Source organism: Alkalibacillus silvisoli (assembly GCF_039521975.1).
Lineage (GTDB): Bacteria > Bacillota > Bacilli > Bacillales > Alkalibacillaceae > Alkalibacillus > Alkalibacillus silvisoli.
Map to the genome: position 1 here is coordinate 1 of NZ_BAAACZ010000017.1, position 16,689 is coordinate 16,689.

Annotated in this window: 15 protein-coding genes and 1 pseudogene; 10 read left to right on the forward strand and 6 right to left on the reverse strand. The window is 37.1% G+C overall.

Going from position 1 to position 16,689, the window contains the following annotated elements; genetic code table 11:
- Window positions 1-110: 110 nt before the first annotated feature.
- Window positions 111-566, forward strand: a complete 456-nt coding sequence (locus tag ABDZ63_RS10265) for a YndM family protein (protein WP_343783433.1) — start codon at window positions 111-113, stop codon at window positions 564-566.
- Between the two features lie 6 nt (window positions 567-572).
- On the opposite strand, the gene ABDZ63_RS10270 is transcribed toward ABDZ63_RS10265, so the two are convergent.
- Complete coding sequence (locus ABDZ63_RS10270) at window positions 573-842, reverse strand: YqhV family protein (protein WP_343783434.1); 270 nt, start codon at window positions 840-842, stop codon at window positions 573-575.
- A 103-nt stretch (window positions 843-945) separates the two neighbouring features.
- Window positions 946-2,163 carry an MFS transporter gene (locus ABDZ63_RS10275; protein ID WP_343783435.1) on the reverse strand — a complete coding sequence of 406 codons (1,218 nt, stop codon included), beginning with the start codon at window positions 2,161-2,163 and terminating at the stop codon, window positions 946-948.
- 198 nt (window positions 2,164-2,361) lie between these two features.
- Between ABDZ63_RS10275 and ABDZ63_RS10280 the strand changes: the two genes are divergently transcribed.
- Both ABDZ63_RS10280 and ftsW read left to right on the forward strand, forming a co-directional pair.
- On the forward strand, window positions 2,362-3,969 hold the full coding sequence (locus ABDZ63_RS10280) for an ABC-F family ATP-binding cassette domain-containing protein (RefSeq protein ID WP_343783436.1): 1,608 nt from the start codon (window positions 2,362-2,364) through the stop codon (window positions 3,967-3,969).
- 492 nt (window positions 3,970-4,461) lie between these two features.
- The gene (gene ftsW / locus ABDZ63_RS10285) at window positions 4,462-5,586 is read left to right on the forward strand and encodes a putative lipid II flippase FtsW (protein WP_425541983.1); all 1,125 of its coding nucleotides are present in this window, start codon (window positions 4,462-4,464) and stop codon (window positions 5,584-5,586) included.
- 71 nt (window positions 5,587-5,657) lie between these two features.
- Here ftsW and ABDZ63_RS10290 read toward each other — a convergent pair whose 3' ends face one another.
- The 4 genes from ABDZ63_RS10290 to ABDZ63_RS10305 form a co-directional block, all read right to left on the reverse strand.
- On the reverse strand, window positions 5,658-6,068 hold the full coding sequence (locus ABDZ63_RS10290) for a Fur family transcriptional regulator (protein WP_343783438.1): 411 nt from the start codon (window positions 6,066-6,068) through the stop codon (window positions 5,658-5,660).
- A 5-nt stretch (window positions 6,069-6,073) separates the two neighbouring features.
- On the reverse strand, window positions 6,074-6,919 hold the full coding sequence (locus tag ABDZ63_RS10295; protein WP_343783439.1) for a metal ABC transporter permease: 846 nt from the start codon (window positions 6,917-6,919) through the stop codon (window positions 6,074-6,076).
- Between the two features lie 21 nt (window positions 6,920-6,940).
- Window positions 6,941-7,693, reverse strand: coding sequence for a metal ABC transporter ATP-binding protein (locus ABDZ63_RS10300; RefSeq protein WP_343783440.1), 753 nt, complete (start codon window positions 7,691-7,693; stop codon window positions 6,941-6,943).
- Window positions 7,694-7,798: 105 nt separating this feature from the next.
- On the reverse strand, window positions 7,799-8,839 hold the full coding sequence (locus ABDZ63_RS10305; RefSeq protein WP_343783441.1) for a metal ABC transporter solute-binding protein, Zn/Mn family: 1,041 nt from the start codon (window positions 8,837-8,839) through the stop codon (window positions 7,799-7,801).
- A gap of 172 nt (window positions 8,840-9,011) precedes the next feature.
- On the opposite strand from ABDZ63_RS10305, the pseudogene ABDZ63_RS15845 reads away from it, so the two are divergent.
- From ABDZ63_RS15845 to ABDZ63_RS10340, 7 genes and pseudogenes are all read left to right on the forward strand, one after another.
- Window positions 9,012-9,161 (forward strand): annotated as a pseudogene (locus tag ABDZ63_RS15845) (PCYCGC motif-containing (lipo)protein); the annotation flags it as partial.
- Window positions 9,162-9,233: 72 nt separating this feature from the next.
- Window positions 9,234-9,440: a copper chaperone CopZ gene (gene copZ, locus ABDZ63_RS10315; RefSeq protein WP_343783442.1), complete on the forward strand. Its 207-nt coding sequence runs from the start codon at window positions 9,234-9,236 to the stop codon at window positions 9,438-9,440.
- A 133-nt stretch (window positions 9,441-9,573) separates the two neighbouring features.
- Window positions 9,574-10,491: a proline dehydrogenase family protein gene (locus ABDZ63_RS10320; protein ID WP_343783443.1), complete on the forward strand. Its 918-nt coding sequence runs from the start codon at window positions 9,574-9,576 to the stop codon at window positions 10,489-10,491.
- Between the two features lie 163 nt (window positions 10,492-10,654).
- Window positions 10,655-13,039, forward strand: a complete 2,385-nt coding sequence (locus tag ABDZ63_RS10325; protein ID WP_343783444.1) for a 3-hydroxyacyl-CoA dehydrogenase/enoyl-CoA hydratase family protein — start codon at window positions 10,655-10,657, stop codon at window positions 13,037-13,039.
- 42 nt (window positions 13,040-13,081) lie between these two features.
- Window positions 13,082-14,257 (forward strand): acetyl-CoA C-acetyltransferase, encoded by a 1,176-nt coding sequence (locus tag ABDZ63_RS10330; RefSeq protein WP_343783445.1) that lies wholly within the window; start codon window positions 13,082-13,084, stop codon window positions 14,255-14,257.
- Between the two features lie 25 nt (window positions 14,258-14,282).
- The gene (locus tag ABDZ63_RS10335; RefSeq protein ID WP_343783446.1) at window positions 14,283-16,061 is read left to right on the forward strand and encodes an acyl-CoA dehydrogenase family protein; all 1,779 of its coding nucleotides are present in this window, start codon (window positions 14,283-14,285) and stop codon (window positions 16,059-16,061) included.
- Window positions 16,062-16,325: 264 nt separating this feature from the next.
- On the forward strand, window positions 16,326-16,682 hold the full coding sequence (locus tag ABDZ63_RS10340) for an arsenate reductase family protein (RefSeq protein WP_343783447.1): 357 nt from the start codon (window positions 16,326-16,328) through the stop codon (window positions 16,680-16,682).
- Window positions 16,683-16,689 lie beyond the last annotated feature (7 nt).

Genomic DNA, 16,689 nt, shown 5'->3' on the forward strand with positions numbered 1-16,689 from the left:
ACAAGGCCAAATGGCATAAATAAGGAGTGCTCTTAAGAGAGCACCCCAACATTTGACTTAGAACCAAAATAAATGATGAGAATGTTTAATTAGAGTGAGGAGGTGGATTGATGAACCATTTTGGGCTCATTTTAACAAAGGTTGTTGCGACATTTATTTGGCTATATATTATTTTGGGGTTATGGTATGGTGTTAGCTTTGTTAACATTGTTATGTTTACATTGATCTTAGGTGCCATTTCATATTTCATAGGTGATTTATTAATTTTCCGTAAAACAAATGAGCGTTACAATCATACGGTTGCAACGTTTGCAGACTTTTTCTTAGCGCTTATTGTTGTTTATGCTTTTTTAGACCTATTTGCAAATGTCATCAATATAGTGGCAGCTTCGTTCTTCTCAGCTGTTGGTTTAAGTGTTTTTGAAGCGTATTATCATCGTTCAGTTGAGAAAGGCTTCAAAAAGAGTGAGGGCCGTGATCGAGGTAGGTTAAACCCTAACTTAAAACTTCAAACCGAAGCCTCAGAAGAAATTGACCCACAAGATTATCGAAAGCGCGATCGATAAGGCTATTCATTTTATTCGCAGGCTAATGACAATTAATAATATGCCTGCTACAAGTAAGAGAGCCTTTAGTAAAGATATTCTTCCTGCAAGGCCATATAACCCAATAAAAGTAGTTAATAGTAACACACCTGGTCCAACAAATGCTAACAGACTGTTGATCACAAAGGCTTTATAAAGATCATTGAATTTATACATTAAGAAGGCAGCTGCTACTTCGATTGTCCCTGAAAAGACCCTAATCATTATAATGGCTAGTAGTAGTTTATCTAAGCTCATTGAAAACTCTCCCTAAAAAATCATTCAATCTAATATATGGTAGAAGATGGGGAGCTAGTCCTAAAACAATTAAAAAATCTCCGGAAAATAACCGGAGATTTTATTATGTTTGTTCGGGTTGAATCCATTTCCATGATAAGACGAATAAAAGAACGCCAATTACACCAGCCATGATATAACCTACATTGATATCTATTGGCATCATTAAAGAAACAATGGGTGGTCCTGCTGCAACGCCAATAAACCTTGCAGAACTATAAAAAGATGTAATCGTTCCACGGGTTTCTTTACTTATACTTTCTGTAATCATCGCATCTAAAGTCGGTAGTAAAGCGCCGATTGCTAATCCATTTAAGCTTGTTGAAATTAGTAGTAGTGTAATCGAGCCACTTGAAAAACCAACTGTTGTAATACTAAGGGCTAATAAGGCTAATGCACTCATAATAATAATTTTCATGATTCTAAGATCACCTTTAATATTGCGCCCTGTAATAAATGAAGTGATACAAAGCACGACTAATGGGTAAGCAAGGACAACCCCTTTAGGCACTCCATCGACATTATATTGTTTCTCAAGTATGTCGGATAAGTAAAATAAGATCCCAAACAGTAGTAGCATCGTATAGGCACCAATGAAGAAAATAGTGTACAACCATTTACCTTCTACTTTGAAAATTTTCTTTGTTTTCTTGAGAAATTGGTTGAATTTTAAGGGTTCTTCCTTTTCTTTAGGTACTTTTATAAAGAAGATGACAGCTATTAACGAAATTAAACTGAAGGCAGAAATTGAAAAGAAAGGTAAGTACCATAAAACAGTTGCGAAAAAAGCCCCGATAATCGGGCTTAAAACTTTCCCGAATGTATTTGATGTTTCAACAAGACCTAGGCAACTACTTGCTTTTTCATCATCATCTTTATATAAATCCCCGACTAATGGCAATATAATTGGAAGTGCACCGGCAGCACCTAACCCTTGAAAAATACGTCCTAATATAATCCATCCAAATGGGTTTTCAACGAGTAGTGATGCTACACCGGCAATTAATCCACCAATAAATGTTAATATTAAACCAGGAACCATGATCATCTTTCGTCCATAGCGATCAGATAAATAACCAGCCAGTGGAATGACGAGAATCGCGGCGATTGAATAACTTGTAATGATCATACTTGATTGAAATGGTGTAATCCCGATTTCTTGTTCAAAGACTGGCAAGACAGGGATTAACATTGAATTACCAAGTGTCATGATTAATGGGATCGATGCAATCGTAATGATACACCATATCGATATATTGTTTGTTTGATTAACTTTCTCCATAAATCCACCTCTAAGAGTCAGATGTTCTCTGTTTAATTTCTGCAAATAAACTATTTCTATAAGAGGGATAAAAAGGGAATTTTAGTGAAATGATGAATTAATGAGGTTTAAGTAAGTGAAATAGATGTAAAAGCATCGGCAATTTTGTTCATAAATGTTATACTAGGTTCGGTATATTATGAGAGTGGAGGATATGTCATGTTACAAGCGACTAATGTGGGCTTACGTTTTTCGGATCGTAAGCTATTTGAAGATGTTTCAATAAAATTTACAAAAGGGAATTGTTACGGATTAATCGGAGCTAATGGTGCTGGTAAATCAACATTCCTTAAAATTCTTGCTGGTGAGATTGAGCCGCAAGAAGGTAATGTTTCAGTTGGTAAAGATGAACGAATTGCAATGTTAAAGCAGGATCACTTCGCTTATGAAGAGGAAGTCGTGCTACAAGTTGTCATGAGGGGGCACGAACGTCTTTATGAAGTGATGCAAGAGAAAGATGCGATTTATGCAAAGGGTGAGTTCACTGAAGAAGATGGTATGCGTGCAGCTGAACTTGAAGGTGAATTTGCTGAGTTGAATGGTTGGGAAGCTGAAGGTGATGCGGCTTCATTAATAACTGGTTTAGGTGTCGATGATTCACTTCACCATAAACAAATGAAAGATTTACCAGAAGCGGAAAAAGTTAAAGTCCTTTTAGCGCAAGCATTATTTGGTACTCCAGATATTTTACTATTAGATGAGCCGACAAACGGTTTAGATATTCATGCGATCCGTTGGTTAGAAGAGTTTTTAATTAACTTTGAAAATACCGTCATAGTTGTATCACACGACCGTAACTTTTTAAATAATGTGTGTACACATATTGCGGACTTAGACTTTGAGAAAATTACGCTTTATGTTGGTAATTACGATTTCTGGTATGAATCAAGCCAATTAGCACAGAAAATGGCACATGAACAAAACAAGAAAAAAGAAGAGAAAATTAGTGAACTAAAAGAATTTATCGCAAGGTTCAGTGCCAACGCATCAAAGTCACGACAAGCAACATCTCGTAAAAAGCTCTTAGATAAAATTACGTTAGATGATATTAAACCGTCTTCAAGAAAGTATCCTTACATTGCCTTTACACCAGATCGTGAAATTGGTAATGACTTATTAGAGGTTGAAGGCTTGTCGAAAACAATTGATGGCAAGAAAGTGTTAAATAATGTGACTTTTAGAATGAATAAAGATGATAAAGTTGTTCTTTTAGGTGATGACGTTGCAAAAACGACGCTGATCCAAATCTTAATGGGTGAAATAAAACCAGATGAGGGAACGTTTAAGTGGGGTGTAACAACATCACAATCTTACTTCCCTAAAGATAACTCTGAGTTTTTCGAAGGTAATGACAAGAACTTAATTGATTGGTTACGTCAGTATTCGCCAGAGGATGAAAGTGACACATTTTTACGTGGCTTCTTAGGCCGAATGTTATTTTCAGGTGATGAAGTGTTTAAGAAGGCGAGTGTTTTATCCGGTGGTGAGAAAGTACGTAGCATGCTTTCACGTATGATGTTAAGCGAGGCGAACGTCTTATTATTAGACGATCCAACGAACCACTTAGACTTAGAATCGATTCAGTCACTGAACGAAGGATTAACCAACTTTAAAGGGTCGGCTATCTTTACTTCACATGACCACCAATTCATTCAAACGATTGCTAATCGTATTATTGAAATTACAGATGAAGGCGTTATTGATCGCGAAATGACGTATGAAGAATATTTAGAAGACGTGAAAAAGGTACAAACACCAACAGTATAATGAATCAAGGAAGCCCGTCCGCATTTGCGGACGGGCTTTTTCTTGGTAATATCGTGCGAGAGGCTCAAAGAAAGGCGCGAGAGGCTCAAAATATCGTGCGAGAGGCTCAAAGAATCGCGCAAGAGGCTCAAAGTACGGTGCGAGAGGCTCAAAGAACGGCGCAGAGGCTCAAAATATCGTGCGAGAGGCTCAAAGCATCGCTCAAGAGGCTCAAAGTAACGCGCGAGAGGCTCAAAGAACGGCGCAGAGGCTCAAAGAACGGCGCAGAGGCTCAAAATATCGTGCGAGAGGCTCAAAGAATCGCGCAAGAGGCTCAAAATATCGTGCGAGAGGCTCAAAGAACGGCGCAGAGGCTCAAAGTATAGCGCAAGAGGCTCAAAGCTAACTCTATCAAAAGTTGAATAAGCTTATTTTTTATAAAATAGTCCTAAAATCTACTATCCATATATAGCGTTTTTCCGGTATGATGGTAGATATAGGAGAGTGTTGAAATTGAAAAGGCATTTAAAAAATATAGATTATCCTTTATTTATTATAATTGTGATTCTTTCTTGTATTGGCCTTGTTATGGTTTATAGTGCTAGTTTTGTATATGCAGGGATGGATCCTAATATAGATAACCCTTCACATTATTTTAATCGTCAACGGCTGTGGGTGATATTAGGTTTTATCGTTTTCCTCCTTGTCAGTCTTTTTTCATATAGAAATCTAGGGGGATTAATCAAGTTTTTTATCATCGCGACTATTGTTCTATTAATTCTTGTACTAATTCCAGGAGTTGGGGTAGAACGTAATTTCTCTACAAGATGGCTTAGCTTAGGTCCGGTATTATTTCAACCCTCTGAATTAGCAAAAGTGGCGATGATTCTATATTTTGCGAAAGTATATACGAATAAACAGGATAAGTTACATAATTTTGGACAAGGGGTATTACCGCCTTTAATTGTACTTGGTATTGTGTTTTTATTTATCGTGCTACAACCAGACTTAGGTACAGCTGCGTCAATTATTTTAGCTTGTGGTATGATTTTATTATTTGCTGGGATTAAAGTGAGACACTTACTATTTTTAGGTGCTGTAGCGGTCGTAAGTGTTGTGTTATTAATATGGGGAGCAGATTATCGAGTGGGAAGGTTTACATCATTCTTAGATCCGTTTGCTGATCCGGCTGGGGATGGTTATCAGTTAATTCACTCCTTAATTGCAATTGCAAATGGTCAAGTGACCGGGGTTGGTTTAGCTAACAGTGTCCAGAAGTCAGGGTTCCTGCCAGAGGCTCATACTGACTTTATTATGTCAGTCATTGCTGAGGAGTTAGGTTTAATAGGAGCAATTACGGTGATTTCAATCTACTTTATCTTTATGTTTAAAGGGATTTTAATTGCTAAACGTGCTCAAGATCAATTTGGCCGCTTATTGGCATATGGAATTACCTTTCAAATCGTGACACAGGCGATGATTAACTTTGCTGCTGTATCTGGATTAATGCCTATTACAGGGATTACATTACCGTTAATTAGTTATGGTGGTTCATCCATGCTAATTACCTTTTTCTTACTTGGGATCTTAATGAATATCGCGATTAAAGGGAATATAGCAAGGAGAGAAGAAGCATAAATGCATGATAACAGCTGAAATACGAAAAAAGGTCTTTTCTCAACAGTTTAAGAGAAAAGACCTTTTTCATATTAATGACAACTAGGGCATTGTCCGTAAATTTCAAATTTATGATTTTCAATTGTATACCCTGGAAAGTCTTGTTGAATGAAGTTCATGGGACAAGTGTTAATAGCCTTAGTTTTACCACAAGTTTGGCAAATAAAATGGTGGTGATGTTCATCATGACCGCATGCTAATCTGAAATGCTTTTCACCGTTCAGATCAGTAGATTCTAAAATATTAAGCTCGCGAAATAAATGAAGGTTACGATAAATCGTATCAAAGCTAAGGCCATCATATTTCTCACTCATAAACGTTAATAAATCACCCGCAGTACGATAACCATCTTCTTTAGTAAAGAAAGTTAAAATGTCTTCTCTTTTTTGCGTATACTTATAGCCCTCTTGTTTTAATAAGCTTAAAGCTTCTTGTAAATTCATAAACGTCACCCTTTATAAATGTAAGCCAAATACCATTTTTTAATAAGCAGTGTTGATCCTAGTAATATAGCAGATGTAATCACGATCGTTCCACCTGGTGGAATCTCTAAATAGTAGCCTGAGATTAGGCCGATAATAACAGCTACTTCACCATAAATGATACTATAGATGATTGTTTGTTTAAAGCTTTTAGCAACGCGCATAGCAGTAGCAACAGGTAGAGTCATCAGAGCAGAAACGAGTAAAACACCAACGATTCTAATCGATGCGGCGATGACTAATGCTGTCATAATAATAAATAAATAGTGGATGACTTTAGCCCGAATACCTGATACAGTTGCAAACTCTTCATCAAACGATAATGCAAATAATTCCTTATATAAAAATATGATGACCGTGATGACAAATACTGCCGTGATTAAGATTAAATATAAATCAGAACGGCTAACGGCTGCTACTGACCCAAATAAATAAGCGTATATATCTGTATTAATACCATCAGCTAAAGCAATAAATACAACACTTAACCCGACTCCAATAGATAAAGTGATTGGAATGGCAATTTCTTGAAAGGCTTTATAAACCCCTCTTAAATTCTCAATGACGATCGATCCAATAATTGAGAAAATAATTCCCGTGTGGAAAGGGGTTAATAGTAATAAAGTGTGTTGTTTTTGCATGAATAATCCGAATGAAATACCAGCTAAGGTAACGTGAGATAGTCCATCAGCGATTAAGGACAATCGCCTTACGACAATGAAAGTACCTAATAAAGGGGCAAGTAACCCAACAATTAATCCGGTATAAAATGTGTTTCTTAATATTTCAAAGTTTAATATAGCATCTAGCACATTTGCCCCTCCAATCATTCCTTAATGTTCATGTGTAATCGTGTGCATGTCATGGCCGTACAATGTTGATCTTTGTTCATCAGTCATTTGTTCAAAGTCACTAGGGTTTCCATGATAGTGAACGGATTTATTTAAACAGAGTAAGTCAGTTACATGTGTTGTAATCGTCCCAATGTCATGTGATACCAAAATTAATGTAATGCCTAATTCTTTATTTAACTGAGATAATAGTTGATAGAATTGCTCAACGTTTTCAGTATCGACCCCAACAGTTGGTTCGTCTAAGATTAATAGACTTGGATTATTTACAATAGCTCTAGCAATAAAAATTCGCTGCTGTTGTCCACCTGATAAGTCCCCAATGTTGTGATTAGCATATTCCATCATATTAACGCGGTCTAAGGCTTCAAAAATCATGTACTCATATTTTTTAGTCGTTGGGCGTAATGGACTAACTTTAGAGGTTAATCCCATACTCACGACCTCTTTTGCAGTTGCTGGAAAGCCACGACTAAATGAGTTTGCTTTTTGTGAAACAAAACTAATATGCCCTTTATTGTGAAACTTTTCAATAGGTTTGCCGAATGTTTCAACGGTTCCTTTTTGTAATTTTTCAAGACCAAGCATCAACTTAATAATCGTCGTTTTCCCAGATCCGTTCGGGCCTACTAAGCCTATGAAAGATCCTTTTTTAATCGAAAAGCTGACATCTTCTAATACTTTGTGTTTATCGTAGCGGTGAGTGACACCATTAACCGTTATTAAGTTAGTCATACTTCTTCCTCCTTTCATGAAGGCAATTATTATAACAAGCAAATAAAGGCGATTGATGTACAATAAGGCAATAAGTGTCCGCTTCGCCTTTTAAATCCTACCATACTATTCTTCAATTGTTTCTAGTAATAGATCAAGGTTTTCTAACATAATATCAATGTAATCTTGATCATTTTCGATGTCTTCTTCAGTTAGTGTCTCTAAATTGTGTAATTCATAAATTGCTAAATCAAATTCATTAGCAATGTTATATGCTAGACGGTCTTCACGGTTTTTCTCAAGAAACACGTGATTAATATTCAATTCATCAAGTGACTCAAATAGTTCTTGTAGTTCACGCTGAGAAGGCTCTTGAGATGATGACAAGCCACGAATGCTATATTGATTAATGCCATATGATTGCTCCCAATAACCGAAAGCCCCGTGAGCGACTAAGATATTTACGTCTTGGTCGACTGTTAGTGCTTCTTGGAAATTAGTATCCAATTCAAGCATGTTATTAGCAAACTGTTCATAGTTTTCTTGTAATAGGTCTTCATGTTCTGGGTAAATTTCACTTAATTCGTCTAAAAGAATTTGACCAACTGAAATCATACGTGATGGATCTAGCCAGAAATGAGGATCAAAATCACCATGGTCATGATCGTGATCGTGACTGTGATCATCGTCGTGATTATGCTCATCTTCGTGATCGTGTTCTTCTTCATGGTTGTGATCGTCTTCATGATCGTGATCATGTTTGTGATCATCTTCATATTCCATAAATAATTCTTCTTCAAAGTTTGATAGAGCTAATGTATATACCCCTTCATCTTCAATTGTATTGGCCATCGTTTCAGCGAAAGCCTCCATTCCCTCACCAATATAGAAGAAAGCATCACTATTAGCTAATTCGATCATTTCTCTAGTAGATGGTTCGTAGACATGGGCATCTGCTCCTGGTGGAATGACTGTTTCGACAGTTGCTAAATCTCCAGTAATCTCAGAAATGATATATTCAATAGGATAAAGCGACGTAACGATTTTACCGATTTCTTCTGCTTCAACCTCTTCATTTTCACTAGCAGTAGTGTCTTCGTCTATACTCTCTCCGCAAGCGGCTATAGTTAATAAAAGGCTGATAAATATGAGTCCTTTAAGTTTCAAAATCTTTCTCTCCCTTTAATTTTCCGTTTGTCGTTAACCAAAAATGATTATACCGTAATGGTTACGATTTGTAAATAGTAATAATTACGATTTAAGCTTTGTTTTCAACAATTATTGTTTTGGGTAAACTAATTATAAATGCATAAAATGGAGGGCTTTGTATGTTTGATTAAAGCTATTGACGAGGCGCAGTGATGTACTCGATTATATGCTATGTTATTGTGGTTGTCATGAAATGGGACATGAAAGTAATCGGGATGGTTTTGTAACTGAAGTCAATGGTACAGGGTTAGAGCCAATGCCAACTCCAATGCCTGAATAATAGTTAATGATTGAAAAATATCTGAATATAGGCAATAATGGACATAAAGATTGAAAGGTAGGTATTAATTTAATGGAACTTACGCTTAATGTACAAGGTATGTCTTGTGGGAATTGTAAACAAGCCGTTCAAAGTGCACTAAAAGATTTAACAGGAATCGCTTCAGTTGAAGTTCATTTAGAAAGTGGAAAAGTTGATGTGAGCTTTGATGAAGATACAGTGAGTACAGAAGAAGTGAAAGAAGCGATTGAAGAGCAAGGTTATGATGTAACAAACTAATTAAACACAAACACTAAACTTCAATTAAGAAGTTTAGTGTTTTTTTATAAATAAAAATTAAAATTTCAGTAAAAAGATGATAGAATAGTAAGCGGTTTCAATGAAATATACACACAAACAGGAGGATTGGGTCATGGAGAAAGTATTACGTAAATTTTTCTTATTTTTATCTAACAATAAATTATTAACGTCATTAGCAAAGCGATACGGCTTTCGCTTTGGGGCGAGCCGCTTTGTAGCTGGCACTAATATTGGACATGCCGCTGAGAAAATCCGCGAGCTTAATAAACAAGGTTTATCAGTCACACTAGACCACTTAGGTGAATATGTTACAGATCAGAAAGAAGCACATGAACGTACGAAAGAAACGGTTAAATCGATTAAAGTAATCGATAAGTTAAATTTAGATTCTCAAGTTTCAGTGAAAATGACGTCAATGGGATTAGATATTTCCAAAGATTTGGTCTTAGATAATATGAAAAAAATTTTAGATGCAGGTAAAGAGCATAATGTTATGGTAACAATCGATATGGAAGACCATGAGCGTTGCCAGACGACTATAGATATTTTTGAAACATTAAAGAAAGAATACGAATTAGTTAGTACTGTATTGCAGTCTTACTTATACCGTACCGTTGATGATTTAGAATATTTGAACCAATACAGCCCTAACATTCGCCTTGTAAAGGGTGCGTATAAAGAGCCTGAGGAAGTTGCTTATCCTGATAAAAATGATGTCGATGAAAATTTGAAAAAACTTATTGCAATGCATTTAGATAATGGGAACTTTACAGCTGTAGGTTCACATGACGATGCTATGGTCGAATTTACAAAGCAGTATGTTAAAGAGAATAACATTCCAACTGCTCAGTTTGAATTTCAAATGTTATATGGCATGAGATCAGAGTTAAAAGAACAATTAGTGAAACAAGGTTATAATGTAAGAGTTTATGTACCATATGGTCGTGATTGGTTTGGTTATAATATGCGCCGTTTAGCTGAAAGACCAGCCAACGTATTATTTGTCCTTAAAGGTGTATTTAAAAAGTAGTATTAATTAGTAGAAAAAGAAACTTTAGATAATGTTTGCGAAATATCTGAAAATATTTTATAGTATAAATAGATGAATTTTTTGGATAGCTTGCTATCCAAAATTTTTTACACAAAAATGAATGAGTATTCATTCAAACTAACAATGGATAGGAGGAGCATTCATGAATGGAAGTATAAAGCGCGCAGCAGTCCTAGGATCAGGGGTAATGGGGTCAGGTATTGCAGCGCACTTAGCGAATTTAGGAATTCCTACGTTAATGCTAGATATTGTTCCTAAAGATTTAAAAGAAGAAGAAAAAGAAGACCCACGTGCGCGCAATAAAATTGCGAAAGAAAACAAGAAAAAGTTATTGAAACAAAATCCATCTCCAATCACGACGAAGAAAAGCTTAGATCTAATCTCAGTTGGTAACTTTGAAGATCACATGGAAGATTTAAAAGACGTTGATTGGATCATTGAAGTAGTTGTAGAAAACTTAGAGGTTAAACAAAAAGTTTACGCAGAAGTTGATCAATACCGCAAAGAAGGTAGTATTGTGAGCTCGAATACTTCAGGGATTTCAATTGATGCTATGGCAGAGGGGCGTTCAGAAGACTTTAAGAAGCACTTCTTAGGTACGCACTTCTTTAACCCGCCACGTTACTTAAAACTACTAGAAGTTATTCCGACGAAAGATACGGATACAGAAGTATTAGAGTACATGAAGCGATTCAGTGAAGATGTATTAGGAAAAGGTGTTGTTGAAGCAAAAGACACACCTAACTTTATTGCAAACCGTATTGGTACATACGGCTTACTAGTTACTGTACAAGAAATGCTTAAAGGCGGTTACAGTGTCGGTGAAGTCGACTCGGTTACCGGTCCAATGATTGGCCGTCCTAAAAGTGCAACATTCCGTACGTTAGATGTCGTTGGTTTAGATACATTTATCCACGTTGCTAAAAACGTGTATGACCAAGTTGAAGGTGAGGAGCAGAATGTATTTGACGTACCTGAATTCATGAGAAAGATGAATGAAAAGGGTATGTTGGGTGCTAAGTCAAATCAAGGCTTCTACCTTAAGAAAAAAGGTGAAAAAGGTAGTGTGATCTACGAGCTGAACCCAGAAACGCTTGAGTATGAGCAGGAACAACAAAAGCTTAAAACACAAGCCTCTGGTGCAGCTAAGCAAGAAAAAGGTCCGAAGCGTAAATTAAAAGCGCTTGTATCAGCTAAAGGAGACCGTGCAGGGGATTTAGTTTGGAATATTTCAAAACCAACACTTATATACTCTGCAGAGCTTTTAGGTGAGATTGCTGATGACTTAACGCAAATTGACGATGCGATGAAGTGGGGCTTTGGATGGGAAATCGGACCATTTGAAATGTGGGACGCAATCGGAGTTGAGAAGTCTGTAAAACGCATGCAAGAAGAAGGTCAAGAAGTCCCTGTGTGGATTACAGATATGTTGGATAATGGTGTGGAGTCTTTCTATAAGCGTGAGAATGGCAAACTATATTTCTACCATAAAGGTGAATACGTTGAAAAGAAAGTGAATGAAAAGGAAATTAACTTAAAGCTTCATAAAGAGGTAAATGGCGTTATTAAGAAAAATAGTGGTGGTAGTTTAATAGATCTTGGTGATGACGTTGCTTTATTAGAGTTTACATCACCGAACAATGCGATTGGGTTAGATGTCATTCAAATGATTAACCAGTCCTTAGAAGAGGTTAATAACAATTATCGCGGTTTAGTCATCGGTAACCAAGGTAAAAACTTCTGTGTTGGTGCGAACTTAGCGATGATTTTAATGGAAGCTCAAGAATTTAATTTCTTTGAGATCGACATCGTTATTAACCAATTCCAACAAGCGATGCAAAATATTAAGTTCAATGAAAAACCAGTTGTTGCAGCACCATTTGGTATGACACTAGGTGGCGGTACAGAGATTGTGCTTCCAACAGCTGCACAACAAGCATCACCTGAGACTTACATGGGACTTGTAGAAGCAGGAGTTGGTTTGATCCCTGGCGGTGGTGGTAATAAGGAGTTTTATATTAATCAATTAAAAGACCTTCCAGAAGGTGTTGATTTAGATCTTCAAAAAGTAGCTAATGATGTATTTGAAAAGATTGCAACTGGTAAAGTATCAACATCAGCAGCTGAAGCAGTAGAGCATGGTTTCTTAGATGGTCATGACTCTATTAGCTTAAACAAAGACCACCAAATCTTTGATGCGAAAAACAAAGTACTAGCTTTAGACCAAGGAGGATACCAACCACCAAAACACGAAAAGGTTCCAGTTGTTGGTGAACCTGGTTATGCCACGATGGTATTAGGAGCTAAACAAATGCAATTAAGTGGTTATGCATCAGAGCATGATATTAAAATTGCTAAAAAACTAGCAAACGTATTAGCTGGTGGTCGAGTTAAGTACGGGACTAAAGTTGATGAACAGTATTTGTTAGATTTAGAGCGTGAAGCGTTTTTAAGCCTAGTTGGTGAACAAAAGACTCAAGAGCGTATGATTCACATGCTACAAAAAGGAAAACCTTTACGTAACTAAAGGAAATAGCATATAAAATCCAACCTAAGAGGAGGATCAATCGTGAAAGAAGCAGTTATTGTTTCAGGTGCACGTACACCTGTAGGAAAAGCAAATAAAGGAACGCTTGCTCATACACGTCCAGATGATCTAGCTGCCTTAACTATTAAAGAAACATTAAAGCGTGCAAACAATTACGGCGGTAATATTGATGATGTCGTTATTGGATGTGCTATGCCTGAAGCGGAGCAAGGAATGAATATGGCAAGACAAATTGCTGGTTTAGCTGGTTTAGACCATGATGTCCCAGCAATTACGATTAACCGTTATTGTTCTTCAGGTCTGCAAAGTATTGCCTATGCAGCAGAACGCATAATGCTAGGTTATTCTGATGCGATTATTGCTGGTGGAGCAGAAACTATGTCGATGATTCCAATGGGCGGTAATGTTATAAGACCAAATCCAACTTTAGTTGATGAAGCACCAGAATATTATATGAGTATGGGGCATACGGCAGAAGAAGTAGCTAATCGTTATGGAATTACCCGTGAAGACCAAGATGCTTTTGCGGTTCGTAGTCATCAAAGAGCGGCACAAGCATTAACAGAAGGTAAGTTTGAAGATGAAATCGTTCCAGTTGAAGTAACAGATCGTTCTTTAGGAGAAGACAACACGTTACAAGAACGTACAGTGACATTAACACAAGATGAAGGTGTTCGCCCAGATACGAGTGCAGATGGCTTAGCTAAATTAAAGCCAGCGTTTAATGTTAAAGGTTCTGTTACAGCAGGTAATTCATCACAAATGAGTGATGGTGCTGCATCAGTGTTAGTCATGGACCGTGAAAAAGCGGAGCAAGAAGGACTTCAACCCATGGCTAAATTCCGTTCATTTACAGTAGCGGGTGTTGAACCAGAAGTGATGGGAGTTGGACCAGTAAAAGCAATTCCTAAAGCAGTTGAGCAAGCAGGCTTAACGCTTGATGATATCGGGTTATTTGAATTGAACGAAGCATTTGCTTCTCAAGCCTTACAGGTTTGTCGTGAACTGAATCTAGATCAAGATATTGTGAATGTTAATGGTGGTGCGATTGCATTAGGTCACCCACTTGGATGTACTGGTACGAAATTAACACTATCTCTAATTCATGAGATGAAGCGTCGTGATGTTAAGTATGGTGTTGTAACCATGTGTATCGGTGGCGGAATGGGCGCTGCTGGCGTATTTGAATTACTATAATTTCATTTAATTGGGGGAATTTTAAATGATCGATGAAAAATTATTAAAAGGTGGCTCATTTTTAGTTGAAGATGTGGACCCTGATGAGGTATTAACACCTGAGGATTTCACTGATGAGCATAAAATGATCGCTAAAACAACTGAAGAATATATTAAAAATGATGTATGGCCTGTACTTGAAGACTTAGAAAATCATGAATTTGATAAGTCAGTAACGTTATTACAAAAAGCTGGAGAACTAGGGCTATTAGGAATTGATGTGCCAGAGGAATACGGTGGTCTTGAACTAGATAAGATTACCTCATCACTAGTAACTGAGAAAATGTCACTTGCAGGTGGTTTTTCAATTACCCATGGTGCTCACGTAGGAATCGGATCTCTACCAATTGTGTTTTTCGGTAATGAAGAGCAAAAACAAAAGTATTTACCATCTTTAGCAACTGGTGAGAAGATTGCAGCATATGCATTAACTGAGCCTGGTTCTGGTTCAGATGCCTTAGGTGCGAAGACGACAGCAGTATTAAATGAAGAAGGAACTCATTACGTGTTAAATGGTGAAAAACAGTGGATTACAAACTCTGCTTTCGCTGATGTATTCGTTGTATATGCGAAAATAGATGGAGAGAAGTTCTCTGCATTTATTATAGAGCGTGATTTTCCAGGTGTTTCGACGGGTCCTGAAGAGAAAAAGATGGGGATTAAATCATCTTCTACTCGTACATTAGTACTTGAAGATGCGCAAGTACCAGTAGAAAACGTACTAGGTGAAATTGGCCGTGGTCATATTATAGCCTTTAACATCCTAAACGTAGGTCGTTATAAGTTAGCTATTGGTGGTGTTGGTGGTGCAAAACGCGCATTAGAATTAGCAGTGCAATACGCTAATGAACGTAAACAGTTCCAAACACCTATTTCAAGCTTTTCATTAATTCAAGAGAAGCTAGCGAATATGGCGACACAAACGTATGCGAATGAAAGTGCTGTATATCGTACAGTAGGTTTATTCGAATCACGTCTAGGTCAGCTATCTAAAGAAGAGCTGAATGATGGTTCTGCTGTTGCAAAAGGTATTGCAGAGTATGCGATTGAGTGTTCAATGAACAAATATACAGCAACTGAACTATTAGACTATGTTGCTGATGAAGCGGTACAGATTCATGGTGGTTACGGCTTTATGGCAGAGTACGAAGTAGAGCGTATTTACCGTGATTCTAGAATTAACCGTATTTTCGAAGGTACAAATGAAATTAACCGTCTATTAGTACCAGGCACTTTCTTGAAAAAAGCAATGAAAGGTGAGCTTCCATTACTTGAAAAAGCAATGGGACTTCAAAACGAACTAATGGCAATGATGCCAGAAACACCTGGTGACGAAGCGTTAGAACAAGAGAAATACCTTGTAGGTAACGCGAAGAAAATTGGGCTACTAGCAGCGGGTATTGCCGCTCAAAAGTACCAAGAAAAATTAGAGCAAGAACAAGAGCTGCTATCGAACATTGCTGACATTGCAGCGGACGTTTATAACATGGAATCAGCTGTTTTACGTACAGCTAAAGCCATTGCAAGAGATGGTGAAGAGAAGAGTAGACAGAAGCTTCTTTACACTCAAGTATTCGTAGAAGAGACGTTAAACAACATTGAAGCTCATGCGAAAGAAACGTTAATTGCAGTTGAAGAAGGCGATAACTTACGTATGATGCTATCAGCACTTCGTAAGCTAACACGTCGCGAGCACATTAACGTGATCGAGAAGAAGCGTGAGATCGCAAGCACGTTAATCGAAGAAGAAAAGTATTACGTTTAATATTTAACTAATTAAAGGCACTGACCGCTATAGTGGTTAGTGCTTTTGATTTGGTATAAACTGTTATATCAGCGATTTTGTTGATATTCCGGCGAAAAAAATTATAATCCGGCGAAAATCAAAATAATCCGGCGAAAAATTAAATATATCGGCGAACGCCGAATTATATCAGCGAACGCCGATAAATAGATTAGGAAGCCCTATGCTTATCGAGTGAGGGAATCAATCTCTTATGGTAAAATTACAATGAGGAGGTGCTATAATATGTCTCTAACAGTATATCAATACCCGAAATGCGGTACTTGCCGTAAAGCCTTAAAGTGGTTAGATGAGAATGGGATTAATTATGAATCAGTACATATAGTGGACAATCCCCCATCAAAGGAAAATCTTGAGGAGTTAATTAAGAAGAGTGACTTACCTGTTAAGAAGTTCTTTAACACATCTGGCAAGAAATATCGTGAATTAGGTTTGAAAGACAAGTTGAAAGACATGCCAGAAGAAGAGCAAATTGATTTACTAGCATCTGATGGTATGCTTATTAAACGACCAATCACAACTGATGGAAGTCGGGTAACGGTAGGCTTCAAAGAAGAAGAATTTGAACAAACTTGGAAATAATGAGTTG

Coding starts and splice junctions, on each gene's coding strand:
- ABDZ63_RS10265 (WP_343783433.1), top strand. CDS start 111: ATGAACCATTTTGGGCTCATTTTAACAAAGGTTGTTGCGACATTTATT.
- ABDZ63_RS10270 (WP_343783434.1), bottom strand. CDS start 842: ATGAGCTTAGATAAACTACTACTAGCCATTATAATGATTAGGGTCTTT.
- ABDZ63_RS10275 (WP_343783435.1), bottom strand. CDS start 2,163: ATGGAGAAAGTTAATCAAACAAACAATATATCGATATGGTGTATCATT.
- ABDZ63_RS10280 (WP_343783436.1), top strand. CDS start 2,362: ATGTTACAAGCGACTAATGTGGGCTTACGTTTTTCGGATCGTAAGCTA.
- ABDZ63_RS10290 (WP_343783438.1), bottom strand. CDS start 6,068: ATGAATTTACAAGAAGCTTTAAGCTTATTAAAACAAGAGGGCTATAAG.
- ABDZ63_RS10300 (WP_343783440.1), bottom strand. CDS start 7,693: ATGACTAACTTAATAACGGTTAATGGTGTCACTCACCGCTACGATAAA.
- copZ (WP_343783442.1), top strand. CDS start 9,234: ATGGAACTTACGCTTAATGTACAAGGTATGTCTTGTGGGAATTGTAAA.
- ABDZ63_RS10320 (WP_343783443.1), top strand. CDS start 9,574: ATGGAGAAAGTATTACGTAAATTTTTCTTATTTTTATCTAACAATAAA.
- ABDZ63_RS10325 (WP_343783444.1), top strand. CDS start 10,655: ATGAATGGAAGTATAAAGCGCGCAGCAGTCCTAGGATCAGGGGTAATG.
- ABDZ63_RS10335 (WP_343783446.1), top strand. CDS start 14,283: ATGATCGATGAAAAATTATTAAAAGGTGGCTCATTTTTAGTTGAAGAT.
- ABDZ63_RS10340 (WP_343783447.1), top strand. CDS start 16,326: ATGTCTCTAACAGTATATCAATACCCGAAATGCGGTACTTGCCGTAAA.